Genomic DNA, 17,866 nt, shown 5'->3' with positions numbered 1-17,866 from the left:
GTCAACCCGGCGGTTGGCCCGGGGGAGCATGGCCCCCCGGGCGTTTCGTTACTTGCGTCCGAGCGCAAGGGTAATCCGCACCGCGTCCCAGATCGAGGGCAGCAGCACCAGCGACACGGGAACCGCAGTGACGACGATGAAGCTTTGCAGCTTGCCGATGCCGCCGGATCCGGTCGAAATCAGGATCAGCGCCATGACCCCCATCGCGATGCCCCAGAAGGCGCGCAGTGCGGGCGACGGGTTGTCGTCGGACATCGACGTGGCGATGACGAAGCTCATCGAGTCGCTGGTCGTGGCGACGAAGATCATCGTCAGCACCAGGAACAGCAGCGACAGCAGGAAGCCCATCGGCATGGCCTGGGTGATCGCCAGAAGCCCTGCCGGCAGGTTGAACCCCTCGAACGGCCCCGAGATGACGCCCGGCGTCGCCTGCTCCAGCGCGATGCCGGTGCCGCCGATGATCGTGAACCAGAAGTTGGTGATGATCGGCGCAGCGATCGACAGCATCAGGACGATCGACCGGATCGAACGGCCACGGCTGACGCGGGCGATGAAGATCGCCATCAGCGGCCCGTAACCCAGGAACCAGCCCCAGAAGAACACCGTCCACCAGCCAAGCCAGCCGGGCGCGCCGAACATGCCGGATTCACCACGGAACATCGCCATGTCGACGAAATTCGACAGGTACACGCCCATGCCGCCGAAGAAGCCGCCAAAGATCGCGCCGGTCGGACCTGCGACCAGCATGAACGCCAGCAGCGCAAAGGCGAGGATCACGTTGACCTGCGACAGGATCTTGATGCCTTTCGTCAGGCCGGTGATCGCCGAGATGGTGTAAAGGCTGACCAGCGCAAGGATCACGACCGCCTGGGTGGTGAAGCCGTCCGGGATGCCGAACAGCGCGCTCAGGCCGTAGGACATCTGCAGACCGAGAAAGCCGATGGGTCCGACGGTGCCTGCAACCACGGCGATGATGCAGCTTGCATCCGCGACGAGGCCGATCCAGCCATTGATCGCCCTGTCTCCGAAGACGGGGTAAAGCAGGGTCCGCGGCGCCAGCGGCAGGCCCTTGTCGTAGTGGTAATGCATCAGCATGACCGTGGTCAGCGAGCCGAGGATCGCCCAGGCCAGGAAACCCCAGTGCAGGAAACTCTGCGCCAGCGCCGCATTCGCCATCGCCTGCGGATCCGCGCTCAGGTCACCGAACAGCGGCGGGGTCGACAGGTAATGCGCGATCGGCTCGCCGGCGGCCCAGAAGACGCCGCCGCCCGCCAGCAGCGTGCACATGATCATCGCGCCCCACTGGAAGGTGGTGAACTCGGGACGGTCCAGTTGGCCCAGCCGGACGCCACCGCCCGGCAGGATGCAAAGGACCAGCCCGATCACGAAGGTGGCGAGCAGCAGAACCTGCCAGTAGAGGCCGAAATAGGTGGCCGCAAAGTTGAAGCCCCAGTCGACAATGGACGACAGCAGGTCGATGTCGAGAAGCGCCAACAGGCAGAACAGCAGGATGAACCCGCCGGTAACGGCAAAGAGCGGCTTGTCTACCCGGCCGAGCCGGGCGGCCGGGCCGCGTGCGTTCGTGATATCGCTCATGTCAGTTCCTCCCCGAACCGATATCTCCCCAGGCCCTTCCGGGCCCCTCATTCCGCGGCGCGGTTGGCAGGCTTGGCCTTGCCAGGCTGTGCGCCGAAGCTCTCCTCGAAGAAGCGAAGCCAGTTGCCGCCCATCAGCCCGGCAACTTCGCTTTCGCTCATTCCGGTCGCGCGCAGTCCTTCGGCGATCCGGCTGAAATCACGGTTGTCCCGGAACCAGGACGGCATGGGCGGAAAGCCGGGCGCGGCCGCGCTGCCCTCGCCATAGTCGATCCGCTTGGTCCAGCGGCCGACCCGCATCCATTCGACCACCGAATCCGGCTGGTCCTGGCAAAGGTCGCTGCCGATCGCGACACGGTCGGGGCCCATCACCTCGACCGTGCGCGCCGCCATGGCGCAGAACGCCTCCAGCGTGCAGCCGCTTCCGCCCTGCAGATGATGCGGGTAGAGCGACAGCCCCAGCATGCCGCCGCTTGCCGCCAGCGCAGCCAGCACCCGATCCGACTTGTTCCGCAGGGCCGGGTGCCAGTTGGCCGGATTCGCGTGAGTGATGGCGATCGGGCGGCTGGAAAACTCGATGACGTCGAGCGTGGACCGCTCGCCGGAATGGCTCATGTCGACGACCAGGCCGACCCTGTTCATCTCGGCCACGACTTCGCGCCCCATGCGCGTCAGGCCGGTGTCTTCGTCCTCGTAGCAGCCCGTCGCCAGCAGCGACTGGTTGTTGTAGGTCAGCTGCATGAACCGCAGACCCAGCGTGTGCAGGACCTCTACAAGGCCGATGTCGTCTTCCATGCAGGACGGGTTCTGCGAGCCGAAGAAGATGGCCGTGCGCCCGGTTTCCCGGGCCAGCGCCACGTCCGCCGCGGTGCGCCCTTGAAAGATGAGGTCCGGGAACTGCTCGAACCAGCGGTTCCAGCGCTCGATGTTCAGGACGGTTTCGCGGAAATTCTCGTGATAGGTGATGGTGACATGCACCGCATCGACGCCGCCATCCCGCATCTGGCGGAAGATCTTCTCCGACCAGTTGGCGTATTGCAGGCCATCGATCCGCACGCTCATTCCGGCGCTCCTGCAGCGACATAGGCCGTCTTGACCGTGGTGAAGAACTCGGCGGCGTAGCGCCCCTGTTCGCGCGGACCATAGGAGGACGCGCCGCGCCCGCCGAAGGGCACGTGATAGTCGGTGCCCGCCGTGGGCAGGTTCACCATCACGCAACCTGCGCGCATGTTGGCGCGGAAGTGGTTGGCGCGGGCCAGCGAGCGGGTCATGATGCCGCCCGTCAGGCCGAATTCGCTGTCGTTGGCGATGGACAGCGCCTCGTCATAGCTGCCGGCCTTGATGACGCAGGTGACGGGCGCGAACATCTCTTCGCGGTTGATGCGCATGTCGTTGCGGGTGCCCGCAAAGACCGCCGGCGCCATGTAATAGCCCTCGGTCGCGCGCTCAAGCCGTTCGCCGCCGCAGACCAGTTCGGCGCCTTCTTCGCGGCCGATGGAGACATAGTCGAGGTTCTGCTTCAGCTGACCTTCGCTGACCACCGGCCCGATCTGCGTGCCGTCTTCAAGCGCATGTCCCACTTTCAGAGCCCGTGCGGCCGCGGCGAGCTTTTCGACAAAGGCGTCGTGGATCTTTTCGTGCACGATCAGCCGCGAGGCGGCGGTGCACTTCTGCCCGGTGCCGCCGAAGGCGGCGTTGGCGGCATGGGCAACGGCCAGATCCAGATCGGCGTCGTCCATGACGACGAACGGGTTCTTCGAACCCATCTCCATCTGCAGCTTGGGCATGTTGGCGATGGCCGAGGCGGCGATCTGGCGGCCGACCGGCACGGAACCGGTAAAGCTGATAGCATCCACTTGCGGGCTTTCGACAAGCTGCTGGCCGACGTCGCGCCCGGCGCCCGTCACAAGGTTGAACAGGCCGGCCGGGATGTCCTGCCGCGCGATGATCTCGGTCAGGGCGACCGCGCTCGCCGGCGTCAGGTTCGCCGGTTTCCAGATCACCGCATTGCCGAAGGCGAGTGCCGGAGCGATCTTCCAGGCCGGCGTGGCGATCGGGAAATTCCAGGGGCTGACGATGGCGACGACGCCGACCGGCTCGCGCCGGACGTCGATCTCGATGCCCGGGCGCACGCTTTCGGCCAGATCGCCGTGCAGCCGCAGCGCCTCGGCCGCGAAATAGGTGAAGAACTGACCGGCGCGATAGACTTCGCCCTTGCCTTCGGCCAAAGGCTTCCCTTCCTCGCGGGACAACAGCCGGCCGATCTCGTCGGCGCGGGCCATCAGCTCGGTTCCGATCGCCATCAGGACGTCGTGCCGTTTCTGCACGCCCGCAGCCCACCAGAGCGGCTGCGCGGACTTCGCCGAAGCCAGCGCCTCGTCCAGTTGCGCCACGCTGGCCTGGCCATAGTGTCCGATCAGATCGGAGATGTCAGAGGGATTGCGGCTTTCGATCGTCGCGGCGCCGTCTTGCCAGCGTCCGCCGATATAGATGCCTGTGGATACGGTCATGGGTGTCTCGTCTTTCATGGCGGTATAGCTAGACCCGAAGACGAACTTAAGGCAATCTGAAAGAATTGAATAAACTTTCAGGAAATCTGAAATGAATATCAAACTGGAGATGCTGCGGGTCTTTCGCGTCGTGGCCGAAAAGGGAAACCTGGCCGGCGCCGCGGATGCATTGGGGCGCACGCCGTCGGCGGTTTCGATGACGCTGGCGCAGCTGGAAGACGAAATCGGCGCCCCGCTGTTCGAAGCCGACCGCAAGAACCGCCTGTCGCCTCTCGGACAGTTCGTCCTTGACGAAAGCGCCCGCGCCACCGACGCCTTCGCCCGCAGCCTCGGGGCGATCCGCCGCCACGCCGCCTCGGTCGCCGGAACCGTCAGGGTCGCGGCGGTCCCTTCGGCGACTGTGACCGTCCTGCCGGGCGTCATCGCGGCGTTTCGCGCCGAGCGCCCGGACGTGCGCCTGGAAATCAGCGATGTCGACAGCGAAGCGGTGCGGCGTCGGGTCATGCTCGACGAGGCCGACATCGGCATCATATCGTCGCCGATTGACGATGACGCGGATGGCCTTCCGATCCTCGAAGACGATCTGGGCATCGCCTGCCGATCCGACGGACCGATCGCGCATCATGTCCGGTCGGGGGACGCCGCGTCATGGGATCTGCTGCGGCTCGAGCCGATGGTCGCCAACCCCCTCTGCCAACTCGTCAGGCATCCGGGCGTGGCCGAGGCGCTGGCCAGTTGCAACCTCGAAGCCCGGAACACCAGCGCGTTGCTGTCCTTCATCCGTGCGGGTCTAGGCGCCTCGGTGCTGCCGCGCAGCGCCGTCGCCACCGAGACGGGTGAACTGAGTTTCGTGGCCCCGAACGACCCGCAAACGCGTCGGGCGCTGCGCAAAATCTCGAACCCCGAGCGCAGGTTCAGCCCGGCCGTGGGCGCGTTCTGGGCCGCCTTGTAGGGCGGTCAGGCGGGCAGCAGGAACCCGCTGAAGAACTTGGAAAGGTCCTTGCGGGCCTCAAGCGGCAGGACGTTCGCGACATGCTGATCCGGGCGGACGATCACCAGGCAACCCTTGTCACGGTCGATGCCGCGCATGTCGAAAATGTCGTCGCCGCTTTTCAGATCCGCACAGAACACCTTTTCGTATTCGACAAGACCGTAGCGGCCCACGTTCGGGCGCAGCAGCGCAGGCATCTTTTCGAAGGCCAGATCCCGGAAGCCCTGCTGAAACACGGCAAAAAGGCTGATGACCGCGTCCACGTCCCCGCCATGGGGTGTATGCGTCAGGATGGGCGAAGTCGGATCGTTTTCAAGAAAGTCGCATAGCCTGTGCATCGCCGAATCCCTTGCGTGGGGATCGCCAGCCCCATTGAAAGCGTAAAGCCGCCAGCGGGCGTCGGCCTCGACCGTATGGCCAAGATGCATCGGCTTTGCATCGGCAAGACGGATCACAGGGGCCGAGTGGAACCGGGTGCCGATTTCAAACCCCGTCGCCAGACCCTGCCAGGCGCCATCGCCGATCAGTGCCGAAGGTTCGTACCGGATCGTGAGGCCCGCGGTGAAACGGCCGCCTTCGATGAACTGTCTCTGGAACCGCGGCATGTCCGCGTCTTCCGGATCGGTCTCGCCCGGCGGCGCGCTGACGATCCGGGCCCATTTGTGGTCATAGTCGATCAACCCCTGCGCGGCGGCGCGGCGTTCCCGAGAATAGGAATGCAGAAGGTCGGGCGCGGATCGGCCGGTCAGAACCGAGATCAGCTTCCAGCCCAGATTGAAAGTGTCGCCCATCGAGACGTTCATGCCCTGCCCCGCCTTGGGGCTGTGCGTGTGGCAGGCGTCGCCGGCGGTGAAGACCCGGGGCGTTCTGGTTGCGACCTCTTCGGCGGGCACGTCGTCGAACTTGTCGGTCAGCCTGTGGCCGATCTCGTAGACCGACCACCAGACAACTTCTTTGACGTCGATCGAATAGGGCACCAGAATCCGGTTTGCCGCGGCGATCATGTGATCGACGGTCAGGTCGCGACTGCCGACACGCTCGCCTTCGCTGAGCTTGTCCAGTTCGACATAAAGCCGGACCATGTGGCCGCCCTCGCGCGGCAGAACGAGGATATTGCCCTCGCGATTGGACTGGATGATCGATTTCATGCGGATGTCGGGGAAATCCGAAACCGCCAGCACGTCCATCACTCCCCAGGCCTGGTGGGCCGAATCCCCGTGCAGCCGACCGCCGATCGCCTCGCGCACGCTGCTGCGGGCGCCGTCGCAGCCCACGACATATCTGGCGCGGATGGTTCCGGTTTGCCCGTCCCGGTCGGGATCGGTTCGCACCAGACGCACCGTAACCGGGTAGTCCCCGGCGTCCGGGTCCACCACCAGATCCTGCACCTGCAGCGAATAGTCCGGTTCAAGCCGCGACGGCGAGTTCCGCATGATGTCGAGAAACATGTCATGCACCCGCGCCTGGTTCATGAGCGTATGCGGCATCTCGGACAGGCCGTCCTCGACATCCTGCACCCGCCCGCACCGAAAGATGTGCCTGGGGTTTCCGGGATCGGGTTTCCAGAACGTGGTCTCGTTGACCCAATAGGCCTCGCGTTTGACCTTGTCGGCAAAGCCGAAGGCCTGGAACATCTCCATCGAACGGAGGTTGATGCCGTCGGCCTGCCCCTTCTCCATCGGCCCCGGCTTCTGTTCGACGATCCGGGTGTCGATTTCCGGGAACCTGGCAAGTTGCGCCGCCAGGCACAGCCCTGCGGGGCCGCAACCGACGATCAGCACATCGACCTTGTCCGGCAGGCCCTTCGCGGCATCGGCGCGGTTGCGATCCCGCGCAGCCTCGAAAACGTCCGGATCGCCGGGCCGGAACCCGTTCAGATGGTATTGCATCGCTTCTCCCCATTTTCCGAAGGCCGGGCTTTCCCGGTTTCAGAAATACCAAGCAGAGCATCCACAAATCCAGTGGCCCCATGCGAAACACGGGCCGCGCCGGATAGCCAAAGGCCGCTACGCTCAGATTAAAAGTGAATTTTTCGACCATTTCGTCTAGTGTATTGGCCAATGCGCGTTCCGGCACCGCGGATTGGCGCGCCCGTTTTGACGCCGATCCCGGTTGCGCAAGCTTGTCCCGACCGGCCCAGTCGTCAGCCGACAAAGACCGACTGCCAAGTTCCAGATTCCAAAAGTCTCATCTGTCCAAGAGGCACAACTGCAAAACCAGTGGGGGGAAAGCATGGTTTCCAAGGAGCCGATCTCAACGAAAAGCGCGCCTGCGCTCACCGAAGTCGAATGGTCGATGGTCCTGTCGGCCTTTCACAGCGACCGGGCCACGGGCGACCCCTCGCACATAAAGCCGCATTTCACCGTACTGGAGATCGCCGAGGAAACCGTTCTGCCGGCGAAGGGGATGTATGTCGTCCTGAAGGGCGAGGTCCGCCTCCGGCAGAACGACACCGAACTCGCGACAGCGGATGAAGGCGACTATTTCTACGAAGAGCATCTGGAAATCTTCGACATCCCGGTCAGCCTGGACGCAGTAGCGCAACCCGGGACCAAGCTTGCCTACCTGTCGAGCGAGCAATGGTTCGAACTGCCGATGGAAATGCGCCAGGAGTGTTTCGCGACCCTGTTCGGCGACCTAGTGGCCGTACACATGCAGAACTTCCAGCAACCGATCAATTGCTGCAGCGTGACCGCGGCCGCGCTCAGCATGTCGGCGCTTGGCTTCACCTGCGAGGTCAACGACATCTTCCGCGAATGCCAGTTGCCGACCGCCTATATCGTGAATGACGGGATATCGCTGGGCGAGCTGTTCGACGTCGCCTGCACTTACATTCATTCGCAGGGCCTGCGCGAACTGGTGCAGGTCCAGGCCTATTTCATGGACGAAGCCACCACGTCGGTCGAACATCTGTTGAACGCGATCGACGAGTCGAACCGGCTGGGCGGCGACAACGATATTCTGGTGGCGAATTTCCAGGTCGGCATGGCGCACGGGAAACCGACGATGCCGGGCGGGCATTTCGCGATCATCGCCAAGTGCAATCCCAGCACCGGTCTGGTTCACATGATGGACGTGCATCCCGAGAAATACGGCAAGCTGTGGGTGACGACGGTCGACCGGCTGTACGACGCGATGTCCGACCGCGACGGAACGTCGATGCGGTCGCGCGGAATATTGCGCTTCTCGGCGCGTCAGGCCGTGACCACCCGGTTGGACAGCCTGAAACAGGACTGCAACTATGTCGACAGCACCCGCTACCTGACCAGCGGCCGCAACAAGAGCCGCAATCTGTTCAGGCGCGCTGCCCCCAACCTGAACAGCCTCGGCGTGCTTGCGGAAAGCCTTGCCATCCTGGGCGATCCACAGGTCAACGAAGACAAGCTCTTGCTGGCCACCACGGCGTCCTACACGGAAACGCTGAGCCGAGTGTCCACCGCCAGGGAAATGCACACGATTGCCCGGCAATACCTGGCGCAAACGACCGAACTGCACCTTGAGGCCGAGTATCGGGGCTATTCCGACCGTCCCGGCGACGACGCGATGACGCCGGAAGAGTGGTTCAAGGCGCAACTGCTGAGCCTGAACGTGCACGAAGGCCGTCACCTGATGATCAACATCGACTTCAACCGCGTGCTCGGCTTCGAAGTCATCCGCCCTCCGGCGAACGTATATCGCGAAACCGCGCTTCTGGAAGAGTTCTGGTGCCTTTGCATCGCCTATGACGAGGACACCGACCTTGTCACCGTGGTGGACATGAGCCCCGCCACCTCCCAGGTTTGGCAGGCGCCGCGCGAGAACATATTCAACGGCCTGCGCGATCTGGAAGACCCGGCCATGCTGGTGCTCGAGGAACGCGAACCTGCCGAAGACCCCAGCAACGTCGCCCGGATGATCGCCGAAAACCCGATCGTTCTGTTCTATTCGGATGACGACCCGTGGTCCTACATGCTCAAGAGCATTCTGTCGAACATCGGCGTGACGGACGTGCGTCTGGTCGATGTCGCCGGGCACGGCGCCACCGCGATGAAAATGCGCAAGCAGCTGATGGCCCTGAGCGGCAAGGACACGGTCCCGTATTTCTACTTCCAGGGCGAGTGCATGGGAAAGCGGTCCGACATCGTCGACATGATCCTGTCCGGAACCTTGCAGGAAAGGATCCACGAGGCCGGGTTGCCCGTCCTGCTGCGGCATCAATCGCCCAGTCTCGACAAGAACATCTTCGGCTATCCGAAAGGCGGATTGACCGATCCGCGCAACGGAAAAAGAAACGTCCTGCTTTGCGCCTGCGGCTCTTCCGCCGCCGACAAGATACCGGAACTCGTGGAACGGCTCACCGATGCGGGCCACAACGTCAAACTGATCCCGTCGGTCGCGGCCGAGAAATTCTTCAGGGATTTCGGCGCCGAAAGGATCGCCAAGAAGATCAAGCACAGCGACTATTACCGCGACGATGACGAGTGGAACTTTCGCTACATCGAGTTCGGCATGCCCCTGCGCGCCTCGCACCTGGCGCTGTGCGACTGGGCCGATTGCGTGATCGTGGCGCCGGTGACCTGCAACACCATGGGCAAGATCGCCAACGGCATCGCGGACAACCTGCTGACCTCGGTCTTCGTCGCCTGGCAGTATCAGAAAAAGCCGGTGATCCTCTGCCCCGCCTGCAACACCAACATGTGGAACAACATCACAACACAGAACAACGTGGAAAGGCTGAAGACCCTGGGCGTGGACTTTGCCGGCCCGCGCGAGGGCAGGTTGTCCAACGGCATGATGGGCGTCGGCATGATGGCGACGCCGGATCAGATCATGGTGGCCCTGGAAGAAGCCTTCGACGAACTCGACGACCAGGAACATCGCATCATCAAATGGGCAAAGGAGGCGGCGGCCTCGGACGAATACAGCCAGTGGAAACGGGTTTTCCGGGCGATCGACGAAGAGGTCGTCGGCATCAACATCATTGACGACCACACCGGCGACACCTTGCTGCATTACGCGGCGGGGGGCGAAGGCGAGATGAACGAGAATGGTCTCGACCTCGGACTGCCGGATCTGGAAGCCGCTAGGGACCTGATCGACCGTGGCATCAACGTGAACGCCGTGAACGACCACGGCTTCACCAGCCTGCATGTCGCGGTGATGAACAACTCGGCCGAAATGGTCAGAATGCTGCTCGACGCGGATGGAATCGACGCGACCTCCTGCATCCATTTCATGGAAACCGTCGATGTGTCGGACGACATCCGGGCGATGCTGACCGAATGGGGCGCGACGCACGACGTCGCCCCGCCGGAACCGCGTGAAGGCGAGGCGCGGGAACTGATCGACGAGGTCGAGCCCACCTACCTCTACTTCACCTACGGGTCATTGAAGCAGGGCTTTCCCAACCACGACGATCACAAGAAGGTGCTGGACGACTTCGTCGGAACCGCCGTGACGCGGCAACCGATGCCGCTGATCGTTCCGAAGGAACCGTTCTGCGACAACCCGAACTGCGCCTACCTTCACCGGATGGCGGTGCTGGTCGATGTCAAGGGCCGCGGGCGGTCGGTCAAGGGCGAGGCGTATCGGGTCACGGCTTCTGGCCTGAAAGAGCTCGACAAGCTCGAAGGCTATCACGGCGCCGGCTCGGACGAGAACGTGTATTTGCGCAAGAAGATCAACATCGTGGTCAACGGCGCGACCGAACCAGCCTTCGTCTACGTGATTGCAGATCCGGCGCAACACCTGCGCAAGCTGGAAGACGGCACCTCGGATATCGTGTCCGAATACACGCTGGACATGGCGCAGGGGGAACTGAAACCCGGTTACGAGGCGACGCATTGACCGGCAATTGACCGGCCGGTCACGGAATCAGGTCCGGCGGCGCTGCCGCGCGCCGGATGTCATGCCGGCTGCGTCGGCTGCAAACTCAGGCAGTAGGCCGTGATTGCCACCATGCAGGCCAGCACCACTGGCCAGAATGCCGCCTTCGGGATCAGGTTGTCCTTGTAGTGGATGATCCAGAGCGACGGCATGGCCTCGGCCACGAACAGATAGGTGTTCACCGAGACCCCGAGCAGGAGCATGTACATCAGGAAATAGAAATACTCCATGTAGATCACCGGCGATCCCGCGAAACCTTCGCGCAACTGGACATGCGCAAGCAGGACGACGAAGAACAGGACCGAGCAGGTTCCGATGACCGTGGACGTGCTGAAATCGTGCCGGTCGACCAGCGTCTGCCTGCGCGTCACGGTCATGACCGCGCCGAACAACAGTGTCGTGACCACGAATAGCGGCACCATGTGAACGATGAAGGCGTTCTCGAACTTCCGCTTGATGACGAAATTGTAGTGCAGTTCCGGCAGTTCCTCGCGAACCCGGTTCTTTTCGATCCCAAGGTTCGTGTCGAGATCCGACAGCTTGTAGTCGAAAAAGGTGTTCTCGCGCTCCCAGGTTCCCATGACGATACGCTCGTCGATGCCGAATATGTCTCCGAGACCGGTATGGGGATAGGCCGAAAAATCGGGCACCAGAACGATTTCCGCGTCGAATTCCTTGGGCCAGAACCGGACCCAAACGGTTTTGTGGTCGAAAGGGTAGTTGGTGTAGTCGAACGACTGGCGCAGCCTCTGCTCGAAATACCACCCGATCAATTCACCGCTGGACTGTTGGATCCGGTAAGCTTCTTCCAGTATCGCGTCCGCCACGTCCACGGCTTCGGGCAGCAGGAAACCGATCTCGCCCGGCGCGGGCTTGATCGCGTCGTGCTTGCCGTGTTCGTAGTGCTGCCAGATATACCCGCTGATCTGAACATCGCTGGCGCCCAGGAAGTTCAGCGACTGGATGAAGATGCCCGTCCGGACCCGGTATTCCGGATCGAGCCCATTGGATTGCAGGTAGTTTTCTACGGCCGCCTCGTCCGGCAGTTGCGTCGGATCGCCCTCGAAGTGGTTCATCTTGACCCAAAGCATGTAGAGTATGAACATCAGAACCAGCGAGATCGCACCCGACACACTCCAGATCACCTTTTCCACGCTCATCCCGCCCCCTGTTCCCGGCGGTGCGAACCCGCCTCTTTCGCCCGTCGCTATTTCGCGTCTTCCTACGCCGCAGCCCCGGTTGGCGCCGGTTCCAGACGCCCGACCAAGGATTGAGTTATGCCCATCGACTGAAATTGGTCCCGCAGCGAATTGTACTCGGATTCTGAATTCGGGTCCGACCCATTGCGGCCGCGTTCCGCCATGTACCGGGCATGGCGGATGGAAAGATCCACCATCGGCAGCGGCTCCTTCGCGGTGAAATTTTCCAGCGCGGCGGCGAATTCAAGCGCGGCATCCCATTCCCCGCGATCCAGTTTGACGGCGATCCCGTCGGCGTAGAAATGCAGGTGGCTGTGCCCCACGCAGCCTTCGGCGATGATTTCCGAACCCAGTTGCAAAAGCCGATCCTGCTCGCCCGGATCGTCCAACGCCATCGCCAGCGCCGAAACGGCCTTGGGCCCGACGAAATTCCGGCCATGCTCGAGGGCGACCTGCACGGCTTCCTGACCGGTTTTCTCGGCCTCTCCGTTCAGACCCGCATAGACCTGCGTGCGGGCCAGATGTTCGAGCGCCTGCGCTTCCAGCCGCTTGGCCCCCACCCGCCGGGCGATTTCGGCGGATTTCGCGAACACGTCCAGCGCCTCGTCCAGTTCTCCCAGGAACGTGCAGGCGACGCCAAGGCATGTCTGGGCGACGCATTCCGGCACGAAGGCAAAGTATTTCTGCGAGATCTCGACCGCCTCGCGCGCGTCGCTTTTGCCTTGCGCCACGTTACCGGAATAGCTGCGGGCGACGCTCAGGTTGTGCAGGTTCGCCGCCAGATCCCGGACCAAACCCTTTTCCCGGGCGCGCTCGACGGCCTGCGTATAATACTCGGCAGCCGTCTGCATCGTGCCGTTCATGAAGTTGGCATCCCCGAACCCGCTCAGAGCGCCGACCTCGAGACGGGCCGATCCCAGCTTGCGGGCGATCGACAGCGCGTTCTCGTTGCTGTCCAGCGCCTCTTTGAAGCGCCCCAGCGGAAAATAGATGTTGCCCCTGACATAGTTGATCTGCGCGACATCGCGTTCCGAACCGCTTCTTTGCGCCGCGGTCTCGGCCAGTTCGAGGCTTTGCAGCGCCTCCTGGTACAGGCTCGCCTGGCGCGCCGCCTGGGCGAGGCCGATATGGGCGCGGCACAGCTGTTCGTCGGTTTCCGCCAATGCCGCGGCAGCGCCGAATTCCTTCAGGGCATCGGCCGAAAACCCTTGCAGGCGTAGGGTCTCGCTCCGGGCGCAAAGCAGGTCGAACCGGACATCAGGAGTGGTGGCCAGTTCCAGCCCACGTTCGATCAGGGGGCCGGCCTCGTCGAACTGATAGGCCTGGATCAGGTTCTCCGCCGCATCGAGATAGGCCTTGGCCGCGACCGGCGCGCCGGCCCGGTCCAGGTGCCGCGCCCTAAGCGTGGCGTCGCGGTCCTGGAACCACTCGGCCGCCCTGGCGTGCAGGCGGTTGCGTTCGGACTTGATGAGGGTCTCGTAGGACCCGTCCCTGATCAGCGCGTGCGCAAAGATCAGGTCGGCGCCGGTTTCGCGGACCAATGCGGACCGGATCAGGTGGGACGTATCCAGGTGCTGTTCGTTCAAGAGGAACTTCAGCGCCTCCGGCGAAAACCGTTGCCCCAGCACCGAAGCCGCCTGAATGGCCGTACGGCTGGCGTGGTCCAGAGCATCCAGCCTGGATTGCACGATGCCCTGAATGCTGCCGGGCACGGTATCCTGCTTCAGAACGTCCATGTTTCTCAGCAATTGCTCCAGAAACAGCGGGTTGCCGCCGGCGCGTTCGATGCACGTCTCAAGAAGCTCGGTATCGACGGCGGTGAATTCCTTGATCAGTTGACGCGCGTCGTCCTCCTTCAGCGCGGACAGTTCGAGCTTGGACAGCATCGCCCCGTCCGTCCCGGCCTGCCAGTCCATCGATATCGGGTCTCCATCCACGCGGCTGGTCATCATCAACACGCAAGGCAGGTCCCTTGTCGCCGCGGCCATATGGGCGCAGGCGGTCAGAACGTCCGGAGGCGCCCAATGTATGTCCTCGATCTGGATTAGCAGCGGAGTTTCGCGGCAACGCGCCCGGATCAGTTCGTCGATGACCATCCTGCGGCCGCGCAGGCGGGTCTCATTGTCCATCACCGCATAGACTTCCGAGATGCCGGCGTCCTGCTCGACTTCCAGCAGCGCCTTCAGATGCGCGCCGTTTGCCGGGCTGATCCAGCCTTTGTCCAGGGCGCCTTCGATCCCAACTGCGCGGGCCGAGGTATCGGCCGAGTGGTCTAGGTCCAGCAAGCTCCGCACGACGGATTGGATCGCGGACTGGCCCTCCCGCGTGCCGAAGTCCATCACCACGCCGTTGTGAACCGAATAGGTGAGGCTTTTGGCCAGTTCAGCCACTTCCTCCGACAGGTGGGTCTTGCCGATGCCCGGTTCGCCCAGCAACACGTGGACTTCGCCCTTGCCGTGCTGCCGGCACCTCTCGAACGCGGCCGAGAACAGGGACATTTCCCGTTCCCTTCCAATGAAACGATGGCGCCGGGTGCGCATGTTCTGCGCCAGCCGGGACAGGCGCCAGACCTCGACGCGGTCGTGCAGGCCCTTGATCGATTGAACGCCGATCGACTCGCCAACAAACAGCGGCCCCAAAGCCCGCTGGATATCGTGCGACACCAGCGTTTCGCCGGGCGACGCGATTTCCGTCAGACGGGATGCCAGGTTCACGCCGTCACCCGTGATCGTGTATTCGGTATGCGCTTCGCTGCCGGTATTGCTGGCGATGACCTGCCCGGATGCGATGCCGATATGGCAGGACAGGGGCGGATCCAGTGTCGGCAAGGTCGACTGGATTTCCAAAGCGGCGCGGGCGGCACGTTCCGAGTCGTTCGTGTGCGAAACCGGCGCTCCGAACACCGCCATCACAGCGTCGCCGATGTGCTTGTCGATCCGGCCGCCGAATTTTTCGACGATGACGTCCGCCTTTTCGAAGAATCCGTTCAGGATGGCGTGGGTATCTTCGGCATCCAGCCCGCTCGACAGTTGGGTGAACCCGGACAGGTCGGCAAACATCACCGTCACCTGACGCCGTGCCGGTTCATGCGGGGATCCAGGCTCGAAAGGCTGCACCGTTTCGACGACTTCGAGCTGAGCAATGGCCCGCATCAGCCTGCGGCGGTCGCCCAGGGCCGTCACGCCGATTTCGCGCAGATCCTCGTCGCTCAGATCCGGCAGGATCGCGAGGTCAATTCGGTTCTCCAGGAACGCATCCGTGTAGTCGGCCAATCCAAGCGCGCGCAACCACTCCCGTAGGTCTTCTGACATCGGAATCCTCCGGGCTTCCCCACCAGCGTCAAAGTCTAGCACAATGACACGAAAAATGCCTGAATTGTGCCGAGTTGCGGTGGAATGGGAACGGCAACGCGTGGAAATGCCTGGAATTTGGTCGTCCCGGAGGGGTTTATTCCGGCGCGGTCACGTTCTTCGTGTAGACCGCCTTGCCATCTCCGGCCCGGTAGAAATTCGGAAACTCGGCTGCAAGGTGATAGCCCTGTCTAGCATAGAAGACCCGCGTCGCGGCATAGGCCGGCCCCGTCGACGTGTCGATATAGACCTTCATGCCGCCCGCGCGCCTTATCGCGTCTTCGGTCCTGGCCATCAGTTGCGCGCCCAGCCCCTTGCCCTGCAGGGCGGGTGCGACAGCGATCCAATACAGGTCCCAGCTCGTCTCGGAGCCCGGAATCCGGCCATAGCAGGTGTACCCGGCAAGGCGATTGCCGTCCGAAACCAGGACGAACTCGTAGCCCGAGGCGCGTCCCCGCTCGATCCGCTCGACCGCCAGTTCCTCGGCGATGGCGATCTCTTCCGCCGAAAACCGATCGGTCGCCGCCACCAGGGCGCGGATCTGCGCCGGGTCTTCGGGCTGCAGGGTCGTGCGCCAGACACGCCGCGCCGGCGCGGCGGACGTCGTCCTGCGTTTGTCGCGGACGGGGCCGGCGGCGCCTGCGAACCCGGTGAAGAAATTGCGGGCGTTGGTTCCGAGCGTGCGGATGCGGTAGCCGCCTTCCTGAACGACGACCGTGGGCAACCCGACCTCTGCGATCCGCGCGCCGATCTTGCGGAAATCCTCGGCGCGGTTCGACCATGTTCCGGTCGGGTCGCCGCGTCCTGTATCGAAGCCCAGCGACAGGACCAGGAAATCGGGCGCAAACTCGTCGATGCGCTTCAACGCCACTTCCAGCGTGTCGCGATACTTGTCCGGGGTCACGCTTTCGGGCAGCGGCAGGTTCAGGTTGAACCCGGCGCCCGCCCCGCGGCCGGTTTCGTCCTTGAACCCGGTGAAGTAGGGATAGGCAAAGCTCGGGTGCCCGTGGATCGACACGGTCAGCACGTCCGGGCGCTCGTAGAAGATGTCCTGCTGCCCGTTGCCGTGGTGATAGTCGATGTCGAGGATGGCGACCCTGCCGTAACGCGACAGGTAATTGGCCGCAACGGCGCAGTTGCAGACATAGCAGAAACCGCCGAACGTCCGGTATTCGGCGTGATGCCCCGGCGGTCGCACAAGCGCATAGGCCCCGGATGCGCCCGCGATCACCGCATCGGCGGCGGTCAGCACGCAATCGACGGCCCGGCGGGCGGCGGGCCAGGCGTTCCGGTTGATGGGGGTGAACGTGTCGATGCACCAGTACCCCGCCAGCACCGAACGCTCCTTTGGCCGCCGCGTGGCGTTGCGAACCGGAAAGACATAAGGATAGACCGAGGTGTTCTCGGGCGCCTCGGCGCAGGCGGTCTTGAGATAGTCGACCAGGCGGGGATCATGCACCTCGCGGATCCAGTGGTCGGGGTAATGCTGCGGTTCCTGGCGCGCGAACAGGCCCGAGGCGTCAAGCTCGCCGAGGATGGCGGATATGCGCACCGGACTTTCGACATATCCGCGCTCGCGCACGTGGTGGATGTCATGACGATCGTTGACGACCAGCGGGATCAGCCGCGGACCGCCCAGGGGCGCCTTCGGAGCGCCCGCCTTGCGGTATCGCGGCGGGCGCAGGGCATAGCCGCCATCCCGGACCGACGCCACGACCGCCTCGACATAGTCGGGCGGACACAGGTCCCCGTACTTCCGTTCCAGTATCGCCCGCACGATGGCGGCCAGCCGCCCGGCATCCGGCAGATCATGCCGGTCGAGCCCGTCAAACACCAGATGCGGCACGTCGGTGTCGCCGGGTTTCAGCGGCGTTTCATAGGCCGTGCCCGTGATGGGCCGCGCGCCGAACTGCTCGTAGAACCGCAGGCGGTCGATGTTCTGCTTTCGGATGTCGTCGTCCGGACTCTGCTCCGGGTCGTCCGGCAGACACTCGAAATACAGACCCTGCGCGCCAAGTTCCGATGCCTCCAGCCGCAGCCGTTCGTAGACCGCGCCGCCGATGCCCGATCCGGCCTTCACCTTGGGCGAGACGGACAGCATGTCGAGGAACGCGAAGGCCAGTTCCGGATCGTAGAGCAGAACCGCCGCGGCGCGGACATGGGCCCGCGCGTCCTCGGCGACGAACAGTTCGGCGACGAAACGCTGTGCGAACGGGTCTTCGAGCTTGACCGGCAGATCGTCGATCTCGCCCGGGTTCATGCCCGGGAACTGGGCGCGCAGGATCTCTTGTGCTTCGGCCACGGCCACCCTGTTTGCCGGGGCCCGCGCATCCGGGACTTTCCTGATGCGGAACAC

General features: G+C 63.6%; 9 protein-coding genes. 2 read left to right on the top strand and 7 right to left on the bottom strand.

What is annotated here, in order from left to right; genetic code table 11:
• Positions 1–48 precede the first annotated feature (48 nt).
• From FGK63_RS16460 to FGK63_RS16450, 3 genes are read right to left on the bottom strand one after another with little or no spacing between them, the layout of a single operon-like run.
• The gene (locus tag FGK63_RS16460) at positions 49–1,596 is read right to left on the bottom strand and encodes a BCCT family transporter (RefSeq protein ID WP_138844259.1); all 1,548 of its coding nucleotides are present in this window, start codon (positions 1,594–1,596) and stop codon (positions 49–51) included.
• Between the two features lie 47 nt (positions 1,597–1,643).
• Entirely contained in the window at positions 1,644–2,657 is a 1,014-nt protein-coding gene (locus tag FGK63_RS16455; protein ID WP_138844257.1) for a membrane dipeptidase, read from the bottom strand.
• Positions 2,654–4,105, bottom strand: coding sequence for an aldehyde dehydrogenase family protein (locus FGK63_RS16450; protein WP_138844255.1), 1,452 nt, complete (start codon positions 4,103–4,105; stop codon positions 2,654–2,656). Before FGK63_RS16450 ends, FGK63_RS16455 begins: the two co-directional genes overlap by 4 nt.
• A 91-nt stretch (positions 4,106–4,196) precedes the next feature.
• Between FGK63_RS16450 and FGK63_RS16445 the strand changes: the two genes are divergently transcribed.
• On the top strand, positions 4,197–5,057 hold the full coding sequence (locus FGK63_RS16445; protein ID WP_138844253.1) for a LysR family transcriptional regulator: 861 nt from the start codon (positions 4,197–4,199) through the stop codon (positions 5,055–5,057).
• Positions 5,058–5,062: 5 nt separating this feature from the next.
• Here FGK63_RS16445 and FGK63_RS16440 read toward each other — a convergent pair whose 3' ends face one another.
• The gene (locus FGK63_RS16440) at positions 5,063–6,985 is read right to left on the bottom strand and encodes an FAD-binding monooxygenase (RefSeq protein WP_138844251.1); all 1,923 of its coding nucleotides are present in this window, start codon (positions 6,983–6,985) and stop codon (positions 5,063–5,065) included.
• A 343-nt stretch (positions 6,986–7,328) separates the two neighbouring features.
• On the opposite strand from FGK63_RS16440, the gene FGK63_RS16435 reads away from it, so the two are divergent.
• Positions 7,329–10,922 carry a flavoprotein gene (locus FGK63_RS16435; protein ID WP_138844249.1) on the top strand — a complete coding sequence of 1,198 codons (3,594 nt, stop codon included), beginning with the start codon at positions 7,329–7,331 and terminating at the stop codon, positions 10,920–10,922.
• 59 nt (positions 10,923–10,981) lie between these two features.
• Here FGK63_RS16435 and FGK63_RS16430 read toward each other — a convergent pair whose 3' ends face one another.
• From FGK63_RS16430 to FGK63_RS16420, 3 genes are all read right to left on the bottom strand, one after another.
• A complete protein-coding gene (locus FGK63_RS16430) occupies positions 10,982–12,121 on the bottom strand; it encodes a hypothetical protein (protein WP_138844247.1) in 1,140 nt (379 codons plus the stop codon).
• 62 nt (positions 12,122–12,183) lie between these two features.
• Positions 12,184–15,471: an adenylate/guanylate cyclase domain-containing protein gene (locus tag FGK63_RS16425; protein ID WP_138844245.1), complete on the bottom strand. Its 3,288-nt coding sequence runs from the start codon at positions 15,469–15,471 to the stop codon at positions 12,184–12,186.
• Between the two features lie 136 nt (positions 15,472–15,607).
• Positions 15,608–17,866 carry a GNAT family N-acetyltransferase gene (locus tag FGK63_RS16420; protein ID WP_138844242.1) on the bottom strand — a complete coding sequence of 753 codons (2,259 nt, stop codon included), beginning with the start codon at positions 17,864–17,866 and terminating at the stop codon, positions 15,608–15,610.

The sequence above is a fragment of the Ruegeria sediminis genome (assembly GCF_005938215.1).
In the GTDB taxonomy this organism is placed as follows: Bacteria; Pseudomonadota; Alphaproteobacteria; order Rhodobacterales; family Rhodobacteraceae; genus Ruegeria; species Ruegeria sediminis.
This window is presented reverse-complemented; position numbering and strand designations above follow the sequence as displayed.